Annotated in this window: 9 protein-coding genes; 6 read left to right on the top strand and 3 right to left on the bottom strand. The window is 33.3% G+C overall.

Annotated elements, in window-relative coordinates; translation table 11 throughout:
* Positions 1-3: 3 nt before the first annotated feature.
* From AWV75_RS07805 to AWV75_RS07815, 3 genes are read right to left on the bottom strand one after another with little or no spacing between them, the layout of a single operon-like run.
* Positions 4-3,072 (bottom strand): hypothetical protein, encoded by a 3,069-nt coding sequence (locus AWV75_RS07805; RefSeq protein WP_060873848.1) that lies wholly within the window; start codon positions 3,070-3,072, stop codon positions 4-6.
* Between the two features lie 3 nt (positions 3,073-3,075).
* Entirely contained in the window at positions 3,076-4,278 is a 1,203-nt protein-coding gene (locus AWV75_RS07810) for a hypothetical protein (RefSeq protein ID WP_060873849.1), read from the bottom strand.
* Positions 4,279-4,280: 2 nt separating this feature from the next.
* Positions 4,281-4,712, bottom strand: coding sequence for a hypothetical protein (locus AWV75_RS07815; RefSeq protein ID WP_060873850.1), 432 nt, complete (start codon positions 4,710-4,712; stop codon positions 4,281-4,283).
* 96 nt (positions 4,713-4,808) lie between these two features.
* Between AWV75_RS07815 and AWV75_RS07820 the strand changes: the two genes are divergently transcribed.
* From AWV75_RS07820 to AWV75_RS19135, 6 genes are all read left to right on the top strand, one after another.
* The gene (locus tag AWV75_RS07820) at positions 4,809-9,110 is read left to right on the top strand and encodes a fibronectin type III domain-containing protein (RefSeq protein WP_231738060.1); all 4,302 of its coding nucleotides are present in this window, start codon (positions 4,809-4,811) and stop codon (positions 9,108-9,110) included.
* The gene (locus AWV75_RS07825) at positions 9,107-9,826 is read left to right on the top strand and encodes a hypothetical protein (RefSeq protein ID WP_060873851.1); all 720 of its coding nucleotides are present in this window, start codon (positions 9,107-9,109) and stop codon (positions 9,824-9,826) included. The genes AWV75_RS07820 and AWV75_RS07825 overlap by 4 nt, the downstream gene beginning before the upstream one ends.
* Positions 9,819-10,220, top strand: coding sequence for a hypothetical protein (locus tag AWV75_RS07830; protein WP_060873852.1), 402 nt, complete (start codon positions 9,819-9,821; stop codon positions 10,218-10,220). The genes AWV75_RS07825 and AWV75_RS07830 overlap by 8 nt, the downstream gene beginning before the upstream one ends.
* 79 nt (positions 10,221-10,299) lie before the next feature.
* The gene (locus tag AWV75_RS07835) at positions 10,300-11,070 is read left to right on the top strand and encodes a hypothetical protein (protein WP_060873853.1); all 771 of its coding nucleotides are present in this window, start codon (positions 10,300-10,302) and stop codon (positions 11,068-11,070) included.
* A 2-nt stretch (positions 11,071-11,072) separates the two neighbouring features.
* The gene (locus tag AWV75_RS07840) at positions 11,073-12,515 is read left to right on the top strand and encodes a hypothetical protein (RefSeq protein WP_060873854.1); all 1,443 of its coding nucleotides are present in this window, start codon (positions 11,073-11,075) and stop codon (positions 12,513-12,515) included.
* A gap of 3 nt (positions 12,516-12,518) precedes the next feature.
* On the top strand, positions 12,519-20,594 hold the full coding sequence (locus AWV75_RS19135) for a hypothetical protein (protein ID WP_231738062.1): 8,076 nt from the start codon (positions 12,519-12,521) through the stop codon (positions 20,592-20,594).
* Positions 20,595-20,776 lie beyond the last annotated feature (182 nt).

The raw sequence follows: 20,776 nt of genomic DNA on the forward strand, positions 1-20,776 counted from the left end.
CTTTTAAAACATCCAAGGATTGAAATAAGCTACGCTCTCATTAATTGAATACCCAAAAACTCTTTCTGTAAAGCTTGTTGAAGATCCTGCCATCAATGAACCTTTATTGATACTATGGAACATGTTTCCATTCTTAACATCACCAACTAAGTTTTGTAATTCAACAGACATCTTGCCAAGATAATATCCTCTAAGTAATACAGATTTCATATCAGATAATGCAATTCCTAAAACTGCACTATTAGAAAGATTTCCTTGTTCAGCATTTGCACTGTTATTCCATTTTCTCCAGATGCCATCATTACCTAAATAAACTAGTGTAGGTTTATCAACATTAGAGAATTTCTGATCGGCTAATATTTCACCCGTACCCTCGTAAGGAGAATTACCTAACTGTTCGTTTGCTTTTTGTTCTTCGAATACACTTATCTGTGACCCATAATTTGAAACCCAATCTTCCGAACCATTACCATCTCCACCGCCAATATTATCTTGAATGAATTTCCAGTTTGGAATATCCATATCGCCGAATGAATGTTGGTTTTTATACGATTGGACATTTGCAAATTTTCCTTTACCGTCTGAAAACATCTCATACGCATTGCTACGTATATAAGCTGACTTTCCATTTCCAATAATGAATAGTGGTGAATAATTATTTATTGTATTGGTAGTAGCATTTTGAATAGGATGATTATAACGACCAGTTACAGTACACCCTCTTTGGTTGTTTTGTAAAAAAGGACCGGTTACAACTCCTTCCATTGCTGTATTTACAGAATAAGGACCTACTACTGTACCATAAGTTCCAAGATTAACGCTTAATGGACCTACAACTATACCATCATTTCCATCTGAATTAACAGATGTTCCAATTCCTATTGCATTAATTTTTGTTGCCCCACCTCCTTTTGTAATCGCAATAGCTCCATCGCGAGTAGCAAGTGAATCATAATTTCTGATTTTTAAACCTCCTTGTGGTGTATGTTCCCAAATCGAGTCAGCTCCTTGAGCTAACTTAGCTACAACATAATCAGCCAATACTTTAGTGGGCCATACTCTATTAGAAGTATCCGTTCCAGCATTAAGTAATGCTAATGTTCCAGCTGAATAAGTTGTGTTTGTAGGAACAACCCATGTACCATCCTCTCTTAAATATCTTGTAGCAGTAGTACCACCAGGCATAGGAACTAACCCAGGAACTGTTCTAGTAAACACAGAATATGTTGTATCGGTGGTCACATAACCTCTAGATGTAACCCAATCTTGTGTTGCAGGATTTACTAAATTACCTGAATGCCAAAAAGAATACCAATCTCTATAATTACCTGCTTCCAATCCTCTAAACCAAATATTTGCATTTCTACTTGCTATTTGAAAACCGTAATCTGCTAATCCTGACAATGTAATCACTGTTGAATTAGTATTGTTTGGTCTATTAGCTCCTGTAGCATATACAACAGAATCTTTCTGTAAGTCTAAGTCTGCACCTACTGATTTACTTCTAAAGATTCTATTATCTCCTAAGTTTAAATATTTTCCAATATGTGTACCCCAATCAAAAGCTTGTTTCCATTGAGAAGAATCTCCATGTAAATTTGTCTTTATAGTACCGACAACATCTAAAGCTTCTGAAGGTAGTATAGTACCACTTAATCCAATACCTACTTTACCATCAGTTGTCCACCTAATAGTGTTTGTTTGATTGTACGCAGTACCTCCAATGTAACCATATCGTAATATACCTCCTTCACCGTAATGACCTATAACATCTAATGATATATCGTTATGCTTAGTTCTGTGTAAAGTTCTAGCCCAAGCACCATTGATTGTAACCATATCTCTTTCTAATAGAGCATAGTTATCAGTTTTCATTATTAATCCTGTAGAAGCTGAAGAAGTTAAAGGACCTGTCATAGTATCCCCTGTTTTCTTAACAAATCCTGCAGTACTAGCAGTGATGTAGCCACTATCATTATTTAATTGAGAAACATTAGTCAAGTTACCATCATGATAAATCTTATTATCTCTACCCCATTCTCCTTCAGTATTTGTATGCGATAAGTAAAAATCTTGAGGTGTGTTCATCGTACTTTGCGTATGTGCAGGTCCAGAAATCTTCCAAGCAGCATATAATGAAGTCCAACCTTTACTTATAATACTTGTATGATACCTATTATTAATATAATGAAATAATGAAAATGTTGTAGATGAGGGTATGATTCGAGAATTTGGTAGATAATTCACAGTACCGTCTGACTCTAATCCTGATTGTGTACTTCTAGTATCTATAACAGTAGTTCCAAGATAAGTTCTAGTTGTTTCATTACTTGATGTACTGTCTGAGTAATTAAACCTAAGACCGTAGTTTGGTGATGCGAGTACAGACAATTTAGTAACAATGCTAGACGCATTACCCGTATGCCATAGCTCGTGCCAACCATTAGTTGCATTTGCTGACCATCCTCGTATGAATGCTCTACCAGTCCAATGTCCTGCTAAATCAAAAGCATATCTCGAATTACCAACATATGAAGTACCATATATGTTATCACTAATACCTGTTATTCCGTGGTCGCCTCCTTTATGTAAAGATGTGACTAATATTTTTGTTTTATCCCAAGAATCAATTCCAGATAATCCTGCAGTACCTAAACCATAATCTCTAAAATCCCCTCTATTGAAAGCAGTGTCCCAATTCGATATTCTAGGATCGTCAGAAAATAAAACTGTTGCATCTGTCAAATCTGTTTTTACTATTCTCCTAAAAGCTGGTGTACCATTCATTGCAATAGGAGCCATAAATGAAGTACCTTGTAATTGGTTTTTTAAGGATACAACTAAACTACGATTATTGTAATCTAAGCTTTCAGTATTTAAATTAAAGATAGAAGGAAATGCAACTGATAAACCTGGCATATATGATTCCTTACTAGCTGTACTTATTGTTCCTAATTCTCGCTTAAATAAGTTTCCATCAGTTTGAACAATAGCAGAGAAACTACTATTAGAAGTAGGTAAGTTCTCAATAGTAGCAGTACCTTGAATTATAAAATCTCCTTCTATTCTCATTTATTATGCTATTGTAATGATTACTACTTTTACTTTATTTAAACCAGGAGGTCGTCCAAATGAAGCTTGTATTTGAGTATTGCTTATAGGTAAATAATCAACTAATATTTTTTGTTCTGATGGCATTTCAAAAAATTCTGCTATAAGATTCCTTGTATTAGCTCCATGAGTTATAGGATATTTAATATTTGTGGTGTCACCAAAAACAGCCGTATAACCTTGGTTAACCGAGGCATCCACAACAGCCTTAACCTTAGCAGGTGTCATTATTGTTGTGTTGTCTGTACCTTCTAAAGCTTCTGCGTTTGTGGCTATCTTAGCAAGACCTGTACGAGATTCAGTAGCTGTTCTAGCGGATAATCCAGCTGGAGTAATTGCTTTAGTATTGTTTGTACCTGTTTGAACTTCGGCATTTGTTGCTAGCATAACCATTCCTAGGATAGTAGTAGTCGCTTGGTCCGCATTAGTCTGCAAGAAAATATAATCGTTTGCATTAGTATTGCTAGGATTATCCTTATTTGCAATAATTACATCCCCCACTTGAAAAGGAACTCCTTGGATAGAACCTGCAATGGTTACATACCAAAAATCTGCTTTCTTTGTATTGGTGCCCCCTGGAAAGTTTGTATTGGCAGCCGCATCATAACCACCTACTAATTTACCTAATCCAGCTACTGCAGCATCAACATAAGCTTTTACAGCTCCACTTGTTACAAGTGAAGCTCCATTTGCTCCTGATAAATCATTTGCATTAATAATTGGAATCGCTGAAGATACACCGGTACTTGCAGCAGTTCGACCAATAACGGTCATTGTCGGAATATCATTTATCTTAGCGAACGTGATATTCTTATCAGTTACTTTAACTGTTGTTACTGAATTCGAAGCTAATTTTGCAGTAGTAACACCTGCATCTTTTATTCTTACAACACCTGATCCTATTTCGATTGTAGTGTTATCAAGATTAAGATTTAGTGTTGCAATTCCATCAGCTTGAGCAACATTGATGCCTCCATCTGTGTTTTCTACCTTATCTAAAGAACCTAACTTAACCCATCTTGTGCCATTCCAAAATAAAATAGCTTTATCTGTTGTGTTAGTGTAAATTTGACCTTCAACAGGATTTGCTGGCGGTTGAGGGCGTGGATCTAACGGTATATTAATTACCGCATATTGATCTACATTTAATACGTCTCCTATTCTCATTCTTACTTGATTAATACAATTCCAGTTTGGGGCTTTCCGAACTTGACAATGATTATATTTAAATCTTCTTCGTAATGTATAGTAGTTAAAATCTTTTCTGTTCCGATTATTACTGTTGGTTCTACGTATCTACCTAAGTTATGAGGAATAACAACTTCAGATAAATTACTGAATTGGTAAGTTTTGCCTGCAATATCCTTTGCTGTAGCGAACTTGTCAACTCCATTTTCACCATCATTAATTAAATCAGATGTTTTTTTTGGTACCTCAAAATCTATTTCAACCTCTTTTTTAATTACTTCAGTTAAACTCTTAACTGAAAAGGTTTTGGTTTGAAGCACTTTTTTATTAGCGGAATCAGTACCTATAAGGTAATCTTCAAGAGTTACATTGTAATCTTCAGGGTAGACCTCTTTATTACTAATCTTTGCCATTATAAATAAAATCTATTATTAAATCAAAGATAATAAGTTTTATCTATTATTTGTATATTTGTTATATAAAAACTGCTGATTATAAAACTTTTAATTATGCCAAACATCAGAAGAACATTTGTAAAAGGAGTAATGAATAAGGATGTTGATGAACGTCTTTTAGATGATGGTTACTACCGACATGCTGAAAATATTATAATAAACACATCTGAAGGAAGTGATGTTGGTGCAATTGAAAAGTGTTTGTCCAACAAGCAACTCATAAATTTTTCAGGCTTATTTAGCCTTGGAAGTAATATAGAAACAGTTGGCTCATACAGTGATGAAGCTAAAAACAAACTTTATTGGTGGGTAATTTCTAGTAAAGGTTGTTACCTTTTCGGGTACGATTTTAATACAAAAACTATTGAAGGAATACTACTTGATTCTAGGCCTTTATCAACAAGAGTGCTTAAGTTAAAAAGGAATACCAAAATCACAGGGATAGCTAAGATTATTTCTGAGGATGATTCAAAAGACATGTTGTTGTGGACAGACAATAATATGGAAATTTGCTGTATTAATATTCAGCGCGCAAAGTCATATTACGCAAATGAATTTCAAAAGGAAGATATTTATTTAATCAAGAAACCGCCAACTAAAGCACCAAGAATACAAAAAACATTTGATAGACTTTCTTCTAATAATATAGAAGAAAAATTCATCTCTTTTTCCTATCGTTATAAATATCTTGATGGAGAATTTTCTGCAATGGCCCCGTTTACTGAATGCGCTTTTGAACCAAAAGAATTGGAAATTGATTTTTCTACTCAAGATAACTTGAGTATGATCAATAAGTTTAATTCGGTAAAGGTTTTTTTTAATACTGGAGATAAACGTGTAAAAGAAATCCAGGTTCTTGCAAAAGAATCAAATTCTAACAATGTTTATATTGTTGAAACTTTCAATAAGAAAAAAGAAAGTATTGGTCACAATCAAGAGAAAAGCTTGAGTTATTCAAATAATAAACTTTACAAGGTTTTGCCTGAAAAAGATTTTTTCAAGCAGTATGATAATGTCCCAAGAAAAGCAAAAGCCCTTGATGTTATTGGTAATCGTGTCGTATTAGGCAACTACACAGAAGGTTATGATTTAAAGGATAACCAAAAAAAAGATATTAATATTGATTTTAGATTAAGTAGTACTTCATCAGAAATTGATAAGGGCTTAATAACTTCTGTTAATTCAGGAACACAGCAATTGAAGTTAAACAACAGACTAAATCTATATAAAAAAGGGTACGGAATTAAAGTCTTTTTAGACGTTTTGAATGATTATTATTCTGAAGGTAATCCGAACTATGAGGCTACCTTAATTTCAGAAACATTTTTATTTACACTGTATAAAGATTTCTCTAGTCTAAATGAAATATATAATGACAATGCTTTTTCTGATTTTACTAACAGTATTAATTATTATATAGAAGCAAATATTGCCAATTGGAAACTAAGTCCAACTGATACTATAAATGAGTACCCGAAAGTGAGTTTTCGATTTTTAGGCAATGATTTGTTGTTAAATATTAGTCATGGATTGCTTACACAAGGACCAGCAGGAGGAGGCCAATTATGGACTAAGTTTTCCGATGAAGCCTATTTTTCAGTTGTTGAGGCTGGGAAAGGACAATCCTTAAAATCAAATCGAGATTATGAAGCAGCAATTGTCTATGCTGATGAATTTGGGAGATGTTCAACTGCTATAACTTCTTTAGAAAATTCGATTTATATTGATCCAAGCAAATCAGCATCAATTAATAAGTTGCAGATAGAGATAAAAAACAAAGCCCCTTATTGGGCAACCTCTTATAGATTTGCTATCAAATCGGCTCCCTTAAATTATTCAAATATAATTGTAAGTAGGTTTTATGTTGAGGATGATTTTGTATGGTGTAAACTAGAAGGAAGTTCTAAAGACAAAGTCAATGAAGGTGATATTCTTATTCTAAAAAAAGATACTTCTGCAGAAGCAACTAAACTCACGACTATCCCTATCCTTGAAAAGAAGAGCCAACCTAAAGATTTTATTCAGGGAAATAAAGATGCTAGTGGAAATGATATCATAGAAGAAGCAGGTACATATATCCGGATAAAAGCAAAAGATTTTGTAATGAATGAAAACAATTACAAAATTTATCAAGATTCAAAAAGCGATACTAGAAAAAGTAGAGGTAGATATCCAGACGTAACATTAGTTCTTCCTATTGATGGAAATTGGGGAAGTTTAGACTTAACAGAAGGATCAAGTGTTTATCTATGGATGTATTCTAGAAATCATTTAGACGAAGGTTGGCAAGAAAATACATTTGAAAAGGAATGGTTAATTAATAAAGAGAATTATAATCTTCAAAAATGGTTTGATGAATATATAAATGGAAAGGATTTATGGGGTACTTCTGGAAATGATATTAAAAACTATAATGAAGAGATTCCTGGTAGAAGAAGTGAGATAAAAAAAGTTAATGTGAATGGTAAAGACGGGCTTTATATTGATGGAACTCATAGTGCTTCATCTGGTGGAAGAAGAGGATATTTAGATGCGAAAATGGTGGTCCGAACAAATACTGGATATTACATTTTTGAAACAGAGGAAAAAAAGAATTTGGATACTGGTATATTTTACAAAACATCGCAATCATTTGACATCATTAATGGGTTACATCAAGGTAACTTATCAAATCAAACATCAAATTCTGCCGCTAAAATTGAATTAGATTTCTTCAACTGTTTTGCTTTTGGCAACGGATTAGAATCATATCAAATAAAAGATAAGTTCAATGCGAATGCTTTGAATATTGATTTGCAACCAACTTCAACAAGTGAAGATGATTATTCGGAAGTTACTAGGTATTCTGATTTGACTTATTCCGAATCATTTATAGAATCTACGGGGTTCAATGGGATTAGTAGTTTCAACCAAACCTTAATCAATTGGAAGGAATTAGATAAAGGGAATGGTCCCATTCAAAAGATCGTTGCAAGAGAAGGTAATTTGCTTGTTTACCAAACAGATAAAGTTTCTCAAGTAATGTATGGAAAAGATGTGATGTATAATGCTGATGGTACTTCAAATGTAGCCAAAGTTCCCTATGTATTAGGTGAATCCGTTCCTTATGCAGGAGAATATGGAATGTCACACCCAGAATCATTTGAAAAAGAAGGTAATCGATGTTATTGGGTAGATGCTAAGCGTGGGCAAGTACTTCGCTTATCAAATAATGGAATTAGCCCAATTACCTATGGTTTGGAAGGATGGTTTAGAGATAATTTAACCAATAAACAAAATGCTAAAATACTCGGAGGATATGATCCTTATACTAAACTATTTAATTTGACAATTGGAGATACACCAAATTATATCTCTCAAATAGTTAGTGGTTCTGAATTGGCAAGATATCGAGTAAGTGATGAATTTGTTTTTGAATTAGCCTTGTCTAGACGAGTTGGTCAAACTATTTTTGAATACGATATTACAGAGGGCAGAGCTACTATTTCAGCAACATACGCTGGACGAGAATATGTAGAATCCAATGTGACCGGAATCGGACAACTTATTATCAATGTTGACGAAACAGAAACTACAGAAATACAAACAACAGTAGTTCCTACAACAGAAACTGCGACATATTCTATTCGCTCATTTTCCCCTGAAGGAATTTCACAACGAATCACATTTATTACCTTGTCAAATGATATGGTTTATGGACTTAATGTGAATCATAGTATTTCTATAAATGGCGGGCCAGAATTCTTTGATCAATTACTTATAGAAGATAATAACATAAATCAGTTTTCAGAAGAAATAGGCATCCAAGGAGAAGGTAAGTTCCCTAAGAAATCTGATACTATAACATTGAGAAGTTATAGTGATAACGATATAGCTGATTTAGCTATTGGTTATGTTATATCAGATGAAAATTATTCAGAATCAGATCTACCTAAACTTATTAGCCAGGTTGTTCCATTAAAAACTACAAGCGGAAAAGAGATTGAGGGTTCATTTGATTTTACTTCTGAAGGTAATATTTATTTCGTCTATAATTATGGAGGATACAACCCTAATTATGAAAAAGTGTTGCCACCCTCTTATTTTGAATTAGGAATTGGAGCAGATAAATCCTCAATCGATGTTAAGTTTAAAAATGAGCAGGATAATTCCATTGTGAAAGGAAATGAAATCTCATATAGAAACTCAAAGGAAACACAATGGAGTGAAATTATATTTATTCCATATGTTGATAGTACTGAGCAAAATCACACTATTTCTGATTTATCCAATGGGTCAGAATATGAGGTAAGAATTAGAACAATAGGTATTGATAATAGTACTTCTGATTATTTAATTGAAACGATTGCACTATGAAAACATTAGGGTTTAAAGAAAAAGAAACTGGATGGGTGTCATTCTTTAGTTTTTTGCCTGACGCTTATTTACGACTTGGCGGAACTGCCTTTGTTATTAAAGACGGAAACCTTTGGCAGCAGAATGATAAATCTAATCCAATTACCAATACTTTTTTTGGTGTAAAGTATCCATCAAAAATAAATACAGTGTTTAATGAGGTCCAAACCGATGACAAGATTTTCAAAACATTTGTAATCGAAGGTAGCTCGTCTTGGGATGTTGAAATAAAGACTAACCTTACAAGAACTTCTTTAAAAGCTACGGACTTCAGTAAAAAGGAAAGTAGATACTTTGCTTATTTGCGAGGAAATGAACAAGTAGGTGACTTTAGCGGAAATGCACAAGGAATAGGAATTTGCCAAAGTAATAATTCTGACACCTTATTCTTTAAAACTGTTTCTGTACTTAGTAATATTGGTGATCAACTATTCAAACTAGATGGTGATAAATCACTTTTTGTCGGAAATATTATTGAAAAAACAGATAGTTCAATTCGAGTAGATGTCAGTCTAGTGGATAACCTCAACGGTTTTTATTTTTTCTCTAGCCGAAATGCAAGAGCAGATGGCGGAGAAATACGAGGTTATTATGCCGATATAGAAATGGAAAATAACGATGATAAGCAAGTTGAATTATTTGCTATCAATGCTAACGTAATTAAATCATATGTTTAACGCACGAGTTTTAAAAGAAGAAGATTACCAAGAATTGGTTTCTTGGTGGACCTGGTGGAGATTCCCTCCTCCCCTACAAGAAATGTTGCCTAACAATGGAACTTGTGGTATTATGCTTTCAAAAGAAGGTGTTAATATCTGTGCAGGATTCATATACTATACTAATTCAAAAATGTGCTGGATTGAGTTTATTGTGTCGAATCCAAACTATCGCGAATCCGATAGAAAAGAAGCCTTAGTTTCGCTTATTAATGAACTTGGAGAAATAGCTAAAAGTAAAGGATTTAAAGTTGCTTATACCAATCTAAAAAACGCTTCATTGATTAATCACTTCTCAGATTGTCAATACATTAAAGGATCTACTCATACTATAGAAATGATTAAACTGCTATAAGTTTTAGTTATAGTAATTTAAAATACAATAGATTTTATTTATTATCTTTGAATAACGTAATAAGTAAAATCTATTTTTTATGGCCGCAATAACTAGTGCTGCAATAGGGGTTGCAGCTGCAGGATACTCGATATATCAAGGAGAAGAACAAAAAAAGAAAGCAAAAGCAGAGTTTAATTCATATGAAAGAAATGATTTAAATAACGCTTATGAAGAAGTTGGTATTTCAACAGTTGGTACTAATTTGATGAGAGAAGAAGCTCAACGAACTACCGCAAATATTGTTGATGCTTTACAAGGCGGAGGTAGCAGAGGGCTTGCTCTATTACCAGCTTTACAAGCTAATACTAACCAAGTTAATCGACAGATTCAAAAAGATATTGATGATCAAGTCATCCAACGAGAATATGCAATCGCTGGAGAAGATTCTCGTATCATGGGTATTAAAGAACAACGAGATAATCAAAATATTGCTGCTCTTGGAAGTCAATATATGGCAGGAGAACAAAATACTTGGAATGGAATCAATGGAGCGATTGCGGCTGCTGGTTCATTAGGTAGTGCTATTGGTTCAAATCCTAATACTAGTCCAACCCCACAGTCGGCCAATGAAATTCCTACACCGCAATCAAGAACTAACATGTCTCTAGCAGGTTCTATTTCACATCCTAGTTTTCAATCATTATCCCCAATGACAAATAGTAGTGGACGAAGAATGGAAGCTTCATTATCTAATTCAATAACTCCTTCTTACATGGGTTATGATCCATTTTTTAATTCAAGGTTCCAACTATCGCCAATAGTTCCCTTTACTACAGAAAAAAATATGAATTATAAAATTAATATATAATTATGGCAGGAAATCACACTAGCGTTTATGCTCCATCTCAAGCTTCTGGTTTTAATCTTGCTGAAACAATAGGTCAACAGGAAAGATTGAATCTTGCTCGTAAGGACCAACAAATGCGTGAGCAACAACTAGAAGAACATCGCCGAGACAAACAACTTGCTCGGGATGAGAAGTTGCGTGAACGTCTTATGAAAACGATTCAGAACTATGATACTGGCTCAGCTTCATTAAACGAACTACAAGGGCGTATGATTATGCAGGCTGTTAACCGTAAAGGGGAAATATACAATCAGCTACGCAAGGGGAATTTGAGTGATTCAGAAAGGATTAAACTCGAAATGGAAAACATGAACTTAGACAATCTTCCTTCAAACCTAAAAGTGGCTACTCAAAATTTCACTAAAATGAATCAGGACTACATGGAAGGAGTGAAAAGCGGATCCCTTTTCAGAAATCTCGATTTTGAAAAAAAGGTATTGAATGGTTTTGAAAACTACTTGGGAGGTATAGATGAAAATGGTTTTCCGTTAGTCGGTTTTAAAGATATAGATGGTGATGGAAAAATGGATTTAATGCCATGGGATAATTTAAAAGATGGTATTGGTGTTTGGGAGTTTCAGCCTAAAATGGATTATGACAAAATGATTACTGAGATGTCGGAAGGATTGGGAACTGTAAAAACTAAAGACCGAGAAGGTTATGATATCATAACAGAAAAAGGAATTCCTCTTGAAGTGGCTCAATCTTCAGCCCAATCCATGATGTATGATTCAAACGGATACTTAACAAACTTTGCAAAATCAAGACTTACAGAGCTTGGTTATGATCATAGAAACCCTGACGAAGAAACTTTAAAAGGTATAGAACGAGATGTAGCTGAAAGAATTCTTAATTCAAAGGACCGAGAAAGTTTACGTGAACGCGATACAACTTCAGAGCAAGGAGCGCTGAATCGTGCTCAACGCGAAAGGATTCATCAAGACAATAAAGCAAAAGAAACAGAAACGAGTATTGGAGAATCCGTAGAACCAACAAAAAACACTTGGGGAAATCACTACGAAAAAATTGCTCCTGGAGCTATGAGTGTTCCCGTTGATGGAAAAGTGAAGTTAGAAGCAATCGATCTACAAGATAATGGAAAGCCAAAAACATTATCCAATGTAACTGTTGACAACTTCACCTATTCTAAAGACGGAAGAATGATTATTACGGGAAGTTATCCAGAAGGCAAAACCACTGTAAATCTTGGTCAATTTGGAGAAGGTGGTAAAAGCACTTCTACTGAAAACAAAAAAATGAAAACCATTGTTTCGAAAGAAACAGAAAGCCGAATAGCAAAGATGCTTAATACTACTACTGAAGAATTAAAGCAACGTGCGAACTACACTAAACAAAATATGTCAACCAACGAATTGCCCGATTTTAATGAACTACCTGATTTATAATCGATGGACAATAAAAAATACGCTTTCAACGGAAAAGAATACTCCTATTCAGATTTACAATCAAAATATGGAGATAAAACAGATCAAGCTATTTCTAAGTTTGGTTTTAAAGAAGTAATTACTGAGCCAAAATACACATTTAATGGTAAGGAATATTCTCGTTCACAACTACAAGACAAATATGGTGATAGAACCGATGAGGCTATTTCTAAGTTTGGCTTTGAACAAGTAGGTTCAAAAAAAAAAGATGTTTCCGATTCTTCTGTTCCTCAGCAAAATTCGGAATCCAATTCGAAAAATGGTTCTGTGGATTATGGAAACAGAAATGATGGCACCAAAAAAGGCAGAGGCTATTTTGGTGAACTAAAAATGAAAGATGGTAGTAATGATTTTGCTACTGAAATATCTATCGGAGTTAATATTGATGGAAAAGAAAGAGAAATACCAACTTTAGTACCTACTCTAAGTGAATCAGAAAAAGATTGGCTTTTAAAAGGAAATGATCCTAATGATAGAAGTGAAATAGGTGAGAAAATTATTGGAAAAGCTATTAAACATGCTAGAGGAAGAATAGCCTCTAATAAATCTCCTTTTTATGAAGGAAACGTCGAAGGTACACTTGCTTGGAACCAACAAAAAATAAAAGAAAGCACCCCTGAAATAACCAAACTGTTTGATACATACCAAACAGCTAAAACTGTTTCTGACGAAAAGAAACAAGAAATTATTCAGTCTGTTGAGGATGAAGTAAATCAAAGTGGTTGGTGGAATAACATCAAAGCTTATGGTAAAAAAGGATTTAATGCGATGGTGGATGCTGCCGTTTCTTTTTCTGGAATTCCCAAAAGTAGCCACCAAGACATAAAAGAGAAGTTTCAATTACAGACCAATCCACTTGCTAACGAACTCAAAGAAGTAGACAATCAAATTAAGCAAGAGGTAGCAAATGCTAAAAAAGAAAATAGACCTGCCAAAACATTAACTGATGATCAGCGAATTACTAAAGCCAAGGAGCTGAAAATTGAAAAAGAAATTACCTCTCAATCCGAAACTCAGGTTAGGTCATATCTAAAAGATGCTCAGAAAGAAGTGGACAAATTCGGTATGTCTGACAAGGACAAGCTTAATTTATTTCAAACAAGCGAACTCGCCTCTTTATCAGAGAAAGACAAACTAAACCTTACTCAACAAAACATTCAGCGATTAGAGATTGACAATATCCAAAATGAAGTAAAAAATCTAGTTAGTAAAGCCCAGAAGGGAGAAATTACTGAGGAAGAATATATTCAACGAGGACAAGAATTAGATTCGCGATATAAAGGTGTAATTCAAGAATCTTTAAACACATTTCAAGAATTTGTTTCTAATCAAAAAGATATTGGAGAAGCAAAGGATAATATTGATGTTTTAAAGCGTAATTATGGTTGGTTGAAAAACTTTGCTGACAATGCAGGTGCAACGGGGTTAGATTTGACAGCCGGGCTTCTTGATGTTATGAATTGGGCAAACGAGGTTAATGGCTTTGAAAGTTCCAATGCTACAAAGCAAATCAGAAATGCTTCTAAACTATTAACTGACACTGCAACAGATGTACGCGAAGGAATAGCTAAACCTATTTCAGTTGAAAACATAAATACTCTAGGTGATTTTGGACAGTGGTTTTCAAATACTGCCTTGGCTTCTCAAATTCCAATTTATGCAGCAGTCGCAACAGGAATTGGTGGTATAGGTCTTTTGGGTATTTCTGCTACTGGTACTCAATGGGAAGAAATGCAAGAAGAAATAGACAAAGGCGAAGTGGATTATAACTACTTGCAAAAAACGTTAGTTCCTCTTGGATATGGGGTTTCTGAAACTGTTTCCGCTTATGTTGACCGTCTTGTTTTGATGAATTCCGCAAGAATCATTCAATCGGCTACGGCTCCAGAAAGAAAAATGATTGCGCAAGGAATGTGGAAAGGTGTTTTAAATACTGGAAAAGAAGTCGGGAAGAATGCTGTTTTTGAAGGTTCTGATGAAGCTGCTACTGAAATCATGCAAAATTTAATGGATATCTACGCTCTTGATAAAAAAGATGTAGGTGTGTTTGATAATGTTTTGGATGCTTCTGCAGCTGGTTTTGCTATGGGAGCAATTATTCCATTTTCCGCTAGTGTTGTTTCAAGAGCAATTAAACCTTTCTCTTTAGATTCAAGAATTGATCAAGCTAATCGTGAAATCTTAAAATTAGAAAAAGCTTTAGATGACAGCTCTTTATCTCTAGCTAATAGAACTATCGTAGAAAGTCAATTGTCTAAAGCAAAGTTGAGAAACCAAGAGCTACTTGAAGAAGAGGTAAAAGGTATTTCAAATTTATCTAACCAGGAGTTTGAAGCAATTAAGAGAATTGAAAAAACACAATCGAATTTAAAGCAACAAGCAAAAGAGATTCAGTCTTCTGAATTAGAACAAGGTTTAAAGGACCAGATTGTTTCCAATTTAAAACAAGAGTTTGAAGCAATAGAAAACGACAGAATCGGTATTTTAAACCGAGATTCTAACGCTTTACTTAATCTACTTCCACAAGAAGAAGTTATTCGCTTAAAAGACGAAGCAGGTAGAGAATTGATGCAAGAGAAAAATCCTGATGGTACCAAAAACATTACCATTGAGGATAAAGAAATTTCTGAACGTGCTTTAGAAAATTACAGAAAACAAAGTTTACCAAATGAAACAGCACAAACAGAAGATATTGTTGATGATGGAAATACTCAACCTTCAAATGAGCAGTTGGACTCAGTACAAGGAGAACTTAACAACGGGAAGAAAGGAGATAATCAAACACAAGAGATACAATCCGCCGAAACAACTGAACGACCTCAAGTAATCAAAGCTTCTGATAATGGTCGAGAATACTCCATTTCAAATGAAGAAGGTAGAATCGTGTTTAAAGACAGACAGGGTAATTTACCTAGTAAAAGAACGCATAATCGCCTTTCATTGGAATATGCTAAACAAACTAATTTAACAGAGGGTAAACGCGCTCATGAAGTTGAAGGTGTTACTGATAGTAGCGAACTAGCTAACATGACAGCAAAAGAAGCTAATAAATTCATTGCAGAAAAGTCTGAAAGTCCACTTGAAATTGCTGAAACTATACTTGGTAATGAGATTGAAGATTATAGAAATGGAGTCGATTATAAGCAAAAGGTAATTGCTGAGAACTTGGGGCATGTCAGCCGTGAAAGTTTTATTCAAAATTCTGACGAGGTACATGCAAAAGAAGGAGGAAGCATCCCTATTCAATATCTACGTAAAGACGGAACTCCCCTAGATACTAAAGCAAAAGAACTAAGCGAAATCGCAGGAATTGAAATTACAGAACAAGATATTGTTGATTTCATTCTTGAGAATCCAACCGGTCCACAAACGTTTTTGAATAATGGTTTTCATTCGGATATCAATTCTTTAAAAGCGAAGTTTGAAGAGTTAACAGGATTGCCAGCGACAAATGAAGTTATCCAAGAAATTGTAAGTCAGAATGAAAGAAAATTACAACTTCAAGAACAAATGACCTCAATAGACTTTATGTCTGATGAAGAATTATTACATTTACTTAACCAAAGAGAACAATATGAGCAAGAAACAGCTAACGCCAGCACAAAGGGAGTACGTGAAATTGCAGATAGCAAAAACAATGAAGGAGAATCCAGAGTACAACAAGATGGTTCAAGAGAGAATCAAGGAACTGAAAGCTCAGGAAGCCGAGAAGCCGAAGGAGAACGAGTAAACCTACCAAAGTCCACTTTCAATAAACTAGTACAAACGTTCCAAAAATTCTTTGGAGCAGGTAATGTGCATAGTGATTCTAACAAACTTGCCAAAGTATTAGGACAAGATCCTGAATTTGTTAAATTTCAAGTAAGTGATTCCAAAACACGTGAATTATCTATTAGAAATGACATCAATAGTCTTCGAGATAAATTATCTGAATTAAAAAAAGGAAAGACTTTCAGTGAATATACTAAAGACACGAGGGTTAAGTCTGTTTTAAAAGAAATTTCCTTATTAACAGATGAATTGACAACTTTAAAAAACAAACCAAATCCAACTTCTAAATCCAAAGAAGAAAAAAGTTATAAAAATAAACACGAAGCTCCTGGTAAAAACGATACCCCAATACATGATTTATCGAGTGTTTATGGGGAGGATATATATTCAAATCAGGCTCATTATTATTATGGGGATAAAATATCCAGTGAAATGGATAAAAAAACACTTTCTATTCTAAAAGATATAAAAGATAAACCAAATTCAACAATTACCGTTTATCGCGCAGTCCCTAAAGGTGTTTCCGAAATTAACAGTGGAGATTGGGTAAGTATTAATAAAGAATATGCAATAGGACATGGAGAAAACCATCTAAATGGAAAATACGATATTATTTCAAAAGAAGTTAAAGTGGATAATGTCTTTACTGACGGAAATTCTATAAATGAACAAGGTGTTGAATTCATGCAAACTCCTGATGGAACCATCTGGGGTGCAACCTATTTAAATGAGCAAGGACAGCGCGAAATCTACATTAATGAATCCTCTTTAAGTCCCGAAACACTATTACATGAAGTTTACCACCCATTTGATGATATGATGAAACAAGCATCAGAAAACGATGACGTACATGCTCTAGTCGCTATTGGTAGACTTGATAAACTAGCAAAAGAAAATGGGTATTTAGAAACTGTTCAAAACAACCCTAACTACGCGAATAAACCACTAGAACAACAACAAGCCGAAGCAAGAGTTCAAATGATTGGTGAAATCGGTAATAAACAATTAGATAAGTCTTTCTATGAAAAATTAGAAGCTGCAGTTATTGATGCTATTGAATGGTTAGCTAAACAGTTTGGAATGTCACTTAAAAATTACTCTCCTGAGCAAATTATTAATTTGAAACTTGAAGATATTGTAAAAGCTAGTTTGGCTAGTGCTCAAAAAGGGGAATTTAAAACTAAAAACACTTCGCCTGTTAAAATAAAAGACAATATAATGTCCGAATTAGAAAGCGGTAAAATAAATATAGATGATGCTATAGCTAGAGAATCGGAAGTATTAAGTAACTATAACGATGTTTATGGAAAAGATAGTAATCAAGTTTCTGAACAAAAGAAAGTCGTTGAATCTCTTCAACAATTTAAATCAGAATCAAGTAAACCTAGGGTGCAATTTTCTATAAGTTCTAAAGTGAAAGATTCTTTTGATAAGTTAAATAACAAAATAAATAAAAGTATAGGACGTGATTTAACTTTATCATTAGAGAGTTCAACAAAAGCAAATAATGAAGTTATTTCAAAAGTAAAAAGATTATGGAATAACACATTTAAAAGCAGTGCTGGACTAAGTTCTTTTAATAAACAAAATGTTGATTTTTTTGAAATTATTAAAGGATTAGAAAGAAGTGAATCTAGTGTTATAGATGGATTAAAATATGAAACAAAACAGTTTAAATCAATACTCAGTAAAATAGGAAATAAAGACACATTAAAAGTTAAAAATGCAAAATTAAGATTGGTAAATGACTATATGTCTGGGATGGATGTTGACATTACTTTTCTTGATGCAGAAACTATTTCTCAAATAGATTTTTTCAGATCTAGAATAGATAATCTATCTAATAATATTATAGGAGTATTGCTAAAAAAAGCTTCGAAATTAGAAGATAGTTTATCAAAACAAAAAGAAAACTCTTTAACTTCTGATAGAATAAAAGAATCTATTATTAATATCTATAAAGTCATTGAAAAAATAGAAGATAATAAAGGTAAATACATTACTCGTTCATATCAAGCCTTCCTAGATAACAAATATATAGATAGGCTTACTGTTTCTAGATCAAATATGAGTGAATCGAATAGAAAAAAAATAGATAAAGCTGTGGAATATTTAATTAATGAGGAAGGATTATCTAAAAAAGAAGCAGAAACTAGTATATATGAATACCTTGACTCTATTAAAAAAGGGTTTGATTCAAAGGGATATGCGTCATCTAATAATGGAGCTGCCAAAGCACCTTTTTTAAAGAAAAGAAAAGATTTATCAAAAGAATTTAGGGAATTACTAGGCGAAGTACAAGAGCCTTTATACAACTATGTAAATACTATTTATAGTATGAGCAACTATCTCTCTAGTCTTACATATCAAGAAAAATTATTAGAAGGGTTAATCAACAGTGGTGTTGGTTCTTATGAATCAATTTCAGGATATACTAAATTATCTTCTAATTCAGAAAATTGGACTGTTTTATCAGATTTGTATGTGCCGAATGAATTTGCTCAAGCATTAAATGACATACAACCTGAAGGAAGAATTAAGGAAGATTGGGCAAGAGTATTAGTAGGATTGACGGCTATTGCAAAGGTTGGCAAAACAGTTTGGTCTCCAACAACAACAGCTAGAAACGTACTTAGCGGAGTGTTTTTAGGGGTAAATTCAGGTCATTTAACTTATAATGCAAAATATGTATCTAAGGCATTGAATCAAGCTTTTAGTACAAAATCAGTGTTTACAGAAGCAAATGCAAAACAATTAAGAGCAGAACTTATTAAACAAGGAGTTATAAATGATGGTGTTAATTCAGGAGAGTTAAGAGCAACCTTAAATGATTTTAAAAAGAATATAGATAGATTAGTTAAAACTAATGCTTTAGAAAAATCAGCTGAATCTGTTCAGACGTTATATGCTTTTGGTGATGACTTTTATAAAGTTATAGGTTACCTTACAGAGAAACAAAGATTTGTAAAGTCAGGCATGAGCGAAACAGAAGCAGCTACTAAAGCAGGTTATAGGATTAGAGGTGGATACCCTACGTATTCTTATCTATCTCCTATGATGAAAAAATTACGAAGATTTCCTCTAATGGGAACATTTGTATCTTTTCCATACGAGACTGTGAGAAGCACTAAGAATAATGCCTTGTATGTTTTGGAAGATCTTAAAGACGGTAGAACATCAATGGCAATGAAAAGATTAGCTGGAATGATTGTTGCTAGTGCATTACCTGCAGTACTTTCTGTTTATACCAGATCCTTAATTGGTTGGAGTGATGATGATGAACAAGCGTTAAGAAAAACACTTCCTGATTGGCAGAAAAACAGTTTATTAATATATTCTGGAATAAAGGATGGGGAACCTTCTTTTTTTGATGCCACAGCCCTATTTCCATCAGAAGTATGGTTAAAACCTATAATGACAGCTATTGGTCAGAGAAAAGATTATGATTCTGCATTAGAGCAGCTTTCTAGTGGTATGGATGAATTTTTAAGTCCTTACTATGATGCTGATTTAACAGTAAAAATGATGACTGAGCTATATTCTAATAAAAATCAGTATGAACAAAAAATATATGAATCAGATAATTTATTTGAAGCAATATTTAAAGACCCCGTAAAAGTAACTAATCATATAATGAAAGGAGCTGGACCAGGTGTTTATAATAATATTTCTGAATTTGCTAGAGCTAATGATATTATGCCTGAGTTCTTTGGAGAAAAAATAACAAGTTATGGACGTGAGTACACTAATGAGGACGCTTTGCTCGCTTTAGCAGGATTCAGATTTAGCACTATTAACTTTTATTCTTCAATGCTATATATGGGATATGATTTAAAAGATGATGCAGCTAAAACAAGATATGATCTAGCTAAAAAAGCAAAAAGAAAAAAAGCTTTTAATGAAGAAGAGATTACTGATATTATTTCTGATTATAATAAGGGTTATTCTAAAGTAGAAAAGGATTTAACTAATATGATTAATACTGCCAGAAAATTAAATATGAGCGAATCTAAAATACAAGACGCTATTTCAACCTCTTTTGCGCTATCTAAATCTGATTATCAATTTTATCTGCAAACAGGGAGACTTCCTTTGAAACCAATATCAGAAAAATCATACAATGACTATTTAAATAAAATGGGTAATATTTACAAGGATGAAAGAATCAAATCTGATATTAAAACTTTCTTTGAGAAAAATGTAGAAAAAATTAATAGATCAATCTATAAAGAAAATTTAAAAAAGTTAGAGAAGAAACAGCGCGGTTAATAGTGAAGTATGGTTTGAATATGAAAAGTTGGTGAAATAATAATTAACTTTTGAATTATAAAATACTCAATACAAGCAAATTACACAATTACAATATGCATAAATAACAATAATTAACTATATTTTATCATAATACAACAAAAATGCATGATTACTTTTCTTTAAATAAAGAAAAAACAAAT

The sequence above is a fragment of the Myroides odoratus genome (assembly GCF_001549985.1).
In the GTDB taxonomy this organism is placed as follows: domain Bacteria; phylum Bacteroidota; class Bacteroidia; order Flavobacteriales; family Flavobacteriaceae; genus Flavobacterium; species Flavobacterium odoratum_A.

What these genes read in the sequence shown, in the direction of transcription:
- AWV75_RS07810 (WP_060873849.1), bottom strand. Translation starts at nt 4,278, where the DNA reads ATGAGAATAGGAGACGTATTAAATGTAGATCAATATGCGGTAATTAAT.
- AWV75_RS07840 (WP_060873854.1), top strand. Translation starts at nt 11,073, where the DNA reads ATGGCAGGAAATCACACTAGCGTTTATGCTCCATCTCAAGCTTCTGGT.
- AWV75_RS07815 (WP_060873850.1), bottom strand. Translation starts at nt 4,712, where the DNA reads ATGGCAAAGATTAGTAATAAAGAGGTCTACCCTGAAGATTACAATGTA.
- AWV75_RS19135 (WP_231738062.1), top strand. Translation starts at nt 12,519, where the DNA reads ATGGACAATAAAAAATACGCTTTCAACGGAAAAGAATACTCCTATTCA.
- AWV75_RS07830 (WP_060873852.1), top strand. Translation starts at nt 9,819, where the DNA reads ATGTTTAACGCACGAGTTTTAAAAGAAGAAGATTACCAAGAATTGGTT.
- AWV75_RS07820 (WP_231738060.1), top strand. Translation starts at nt 4,809, where the DNA reads ATGCCAAACATCAGAAGAACATTTGTAAAAGGAGTAATGAATAAGGAT.
- AWV75_RS07805 (WP_060873848.1), bottom strand. Translation starts at nt 3,072, where the DNA reads ATGAGAATAGAAGGAGATTTTATAATTCAAGGTACTGCTACTATTGAG.
- AWV75_RS07825 (WP_060873851.1), top strand. Translation starts at nt 9,107, where the DNA reads ATGAAAACATTAGGGTTTAAAGAAAAAGAAACTGGATGGGTGTCATTC.
- AWV75_RS07835 (WP_060873853.1), top strand. Translation starts at nt 10,300, where the DNA reads ATGGCCGCAATAACTAGTGCTGCAATAGGGGTTGCAGCTGCAGGATAC.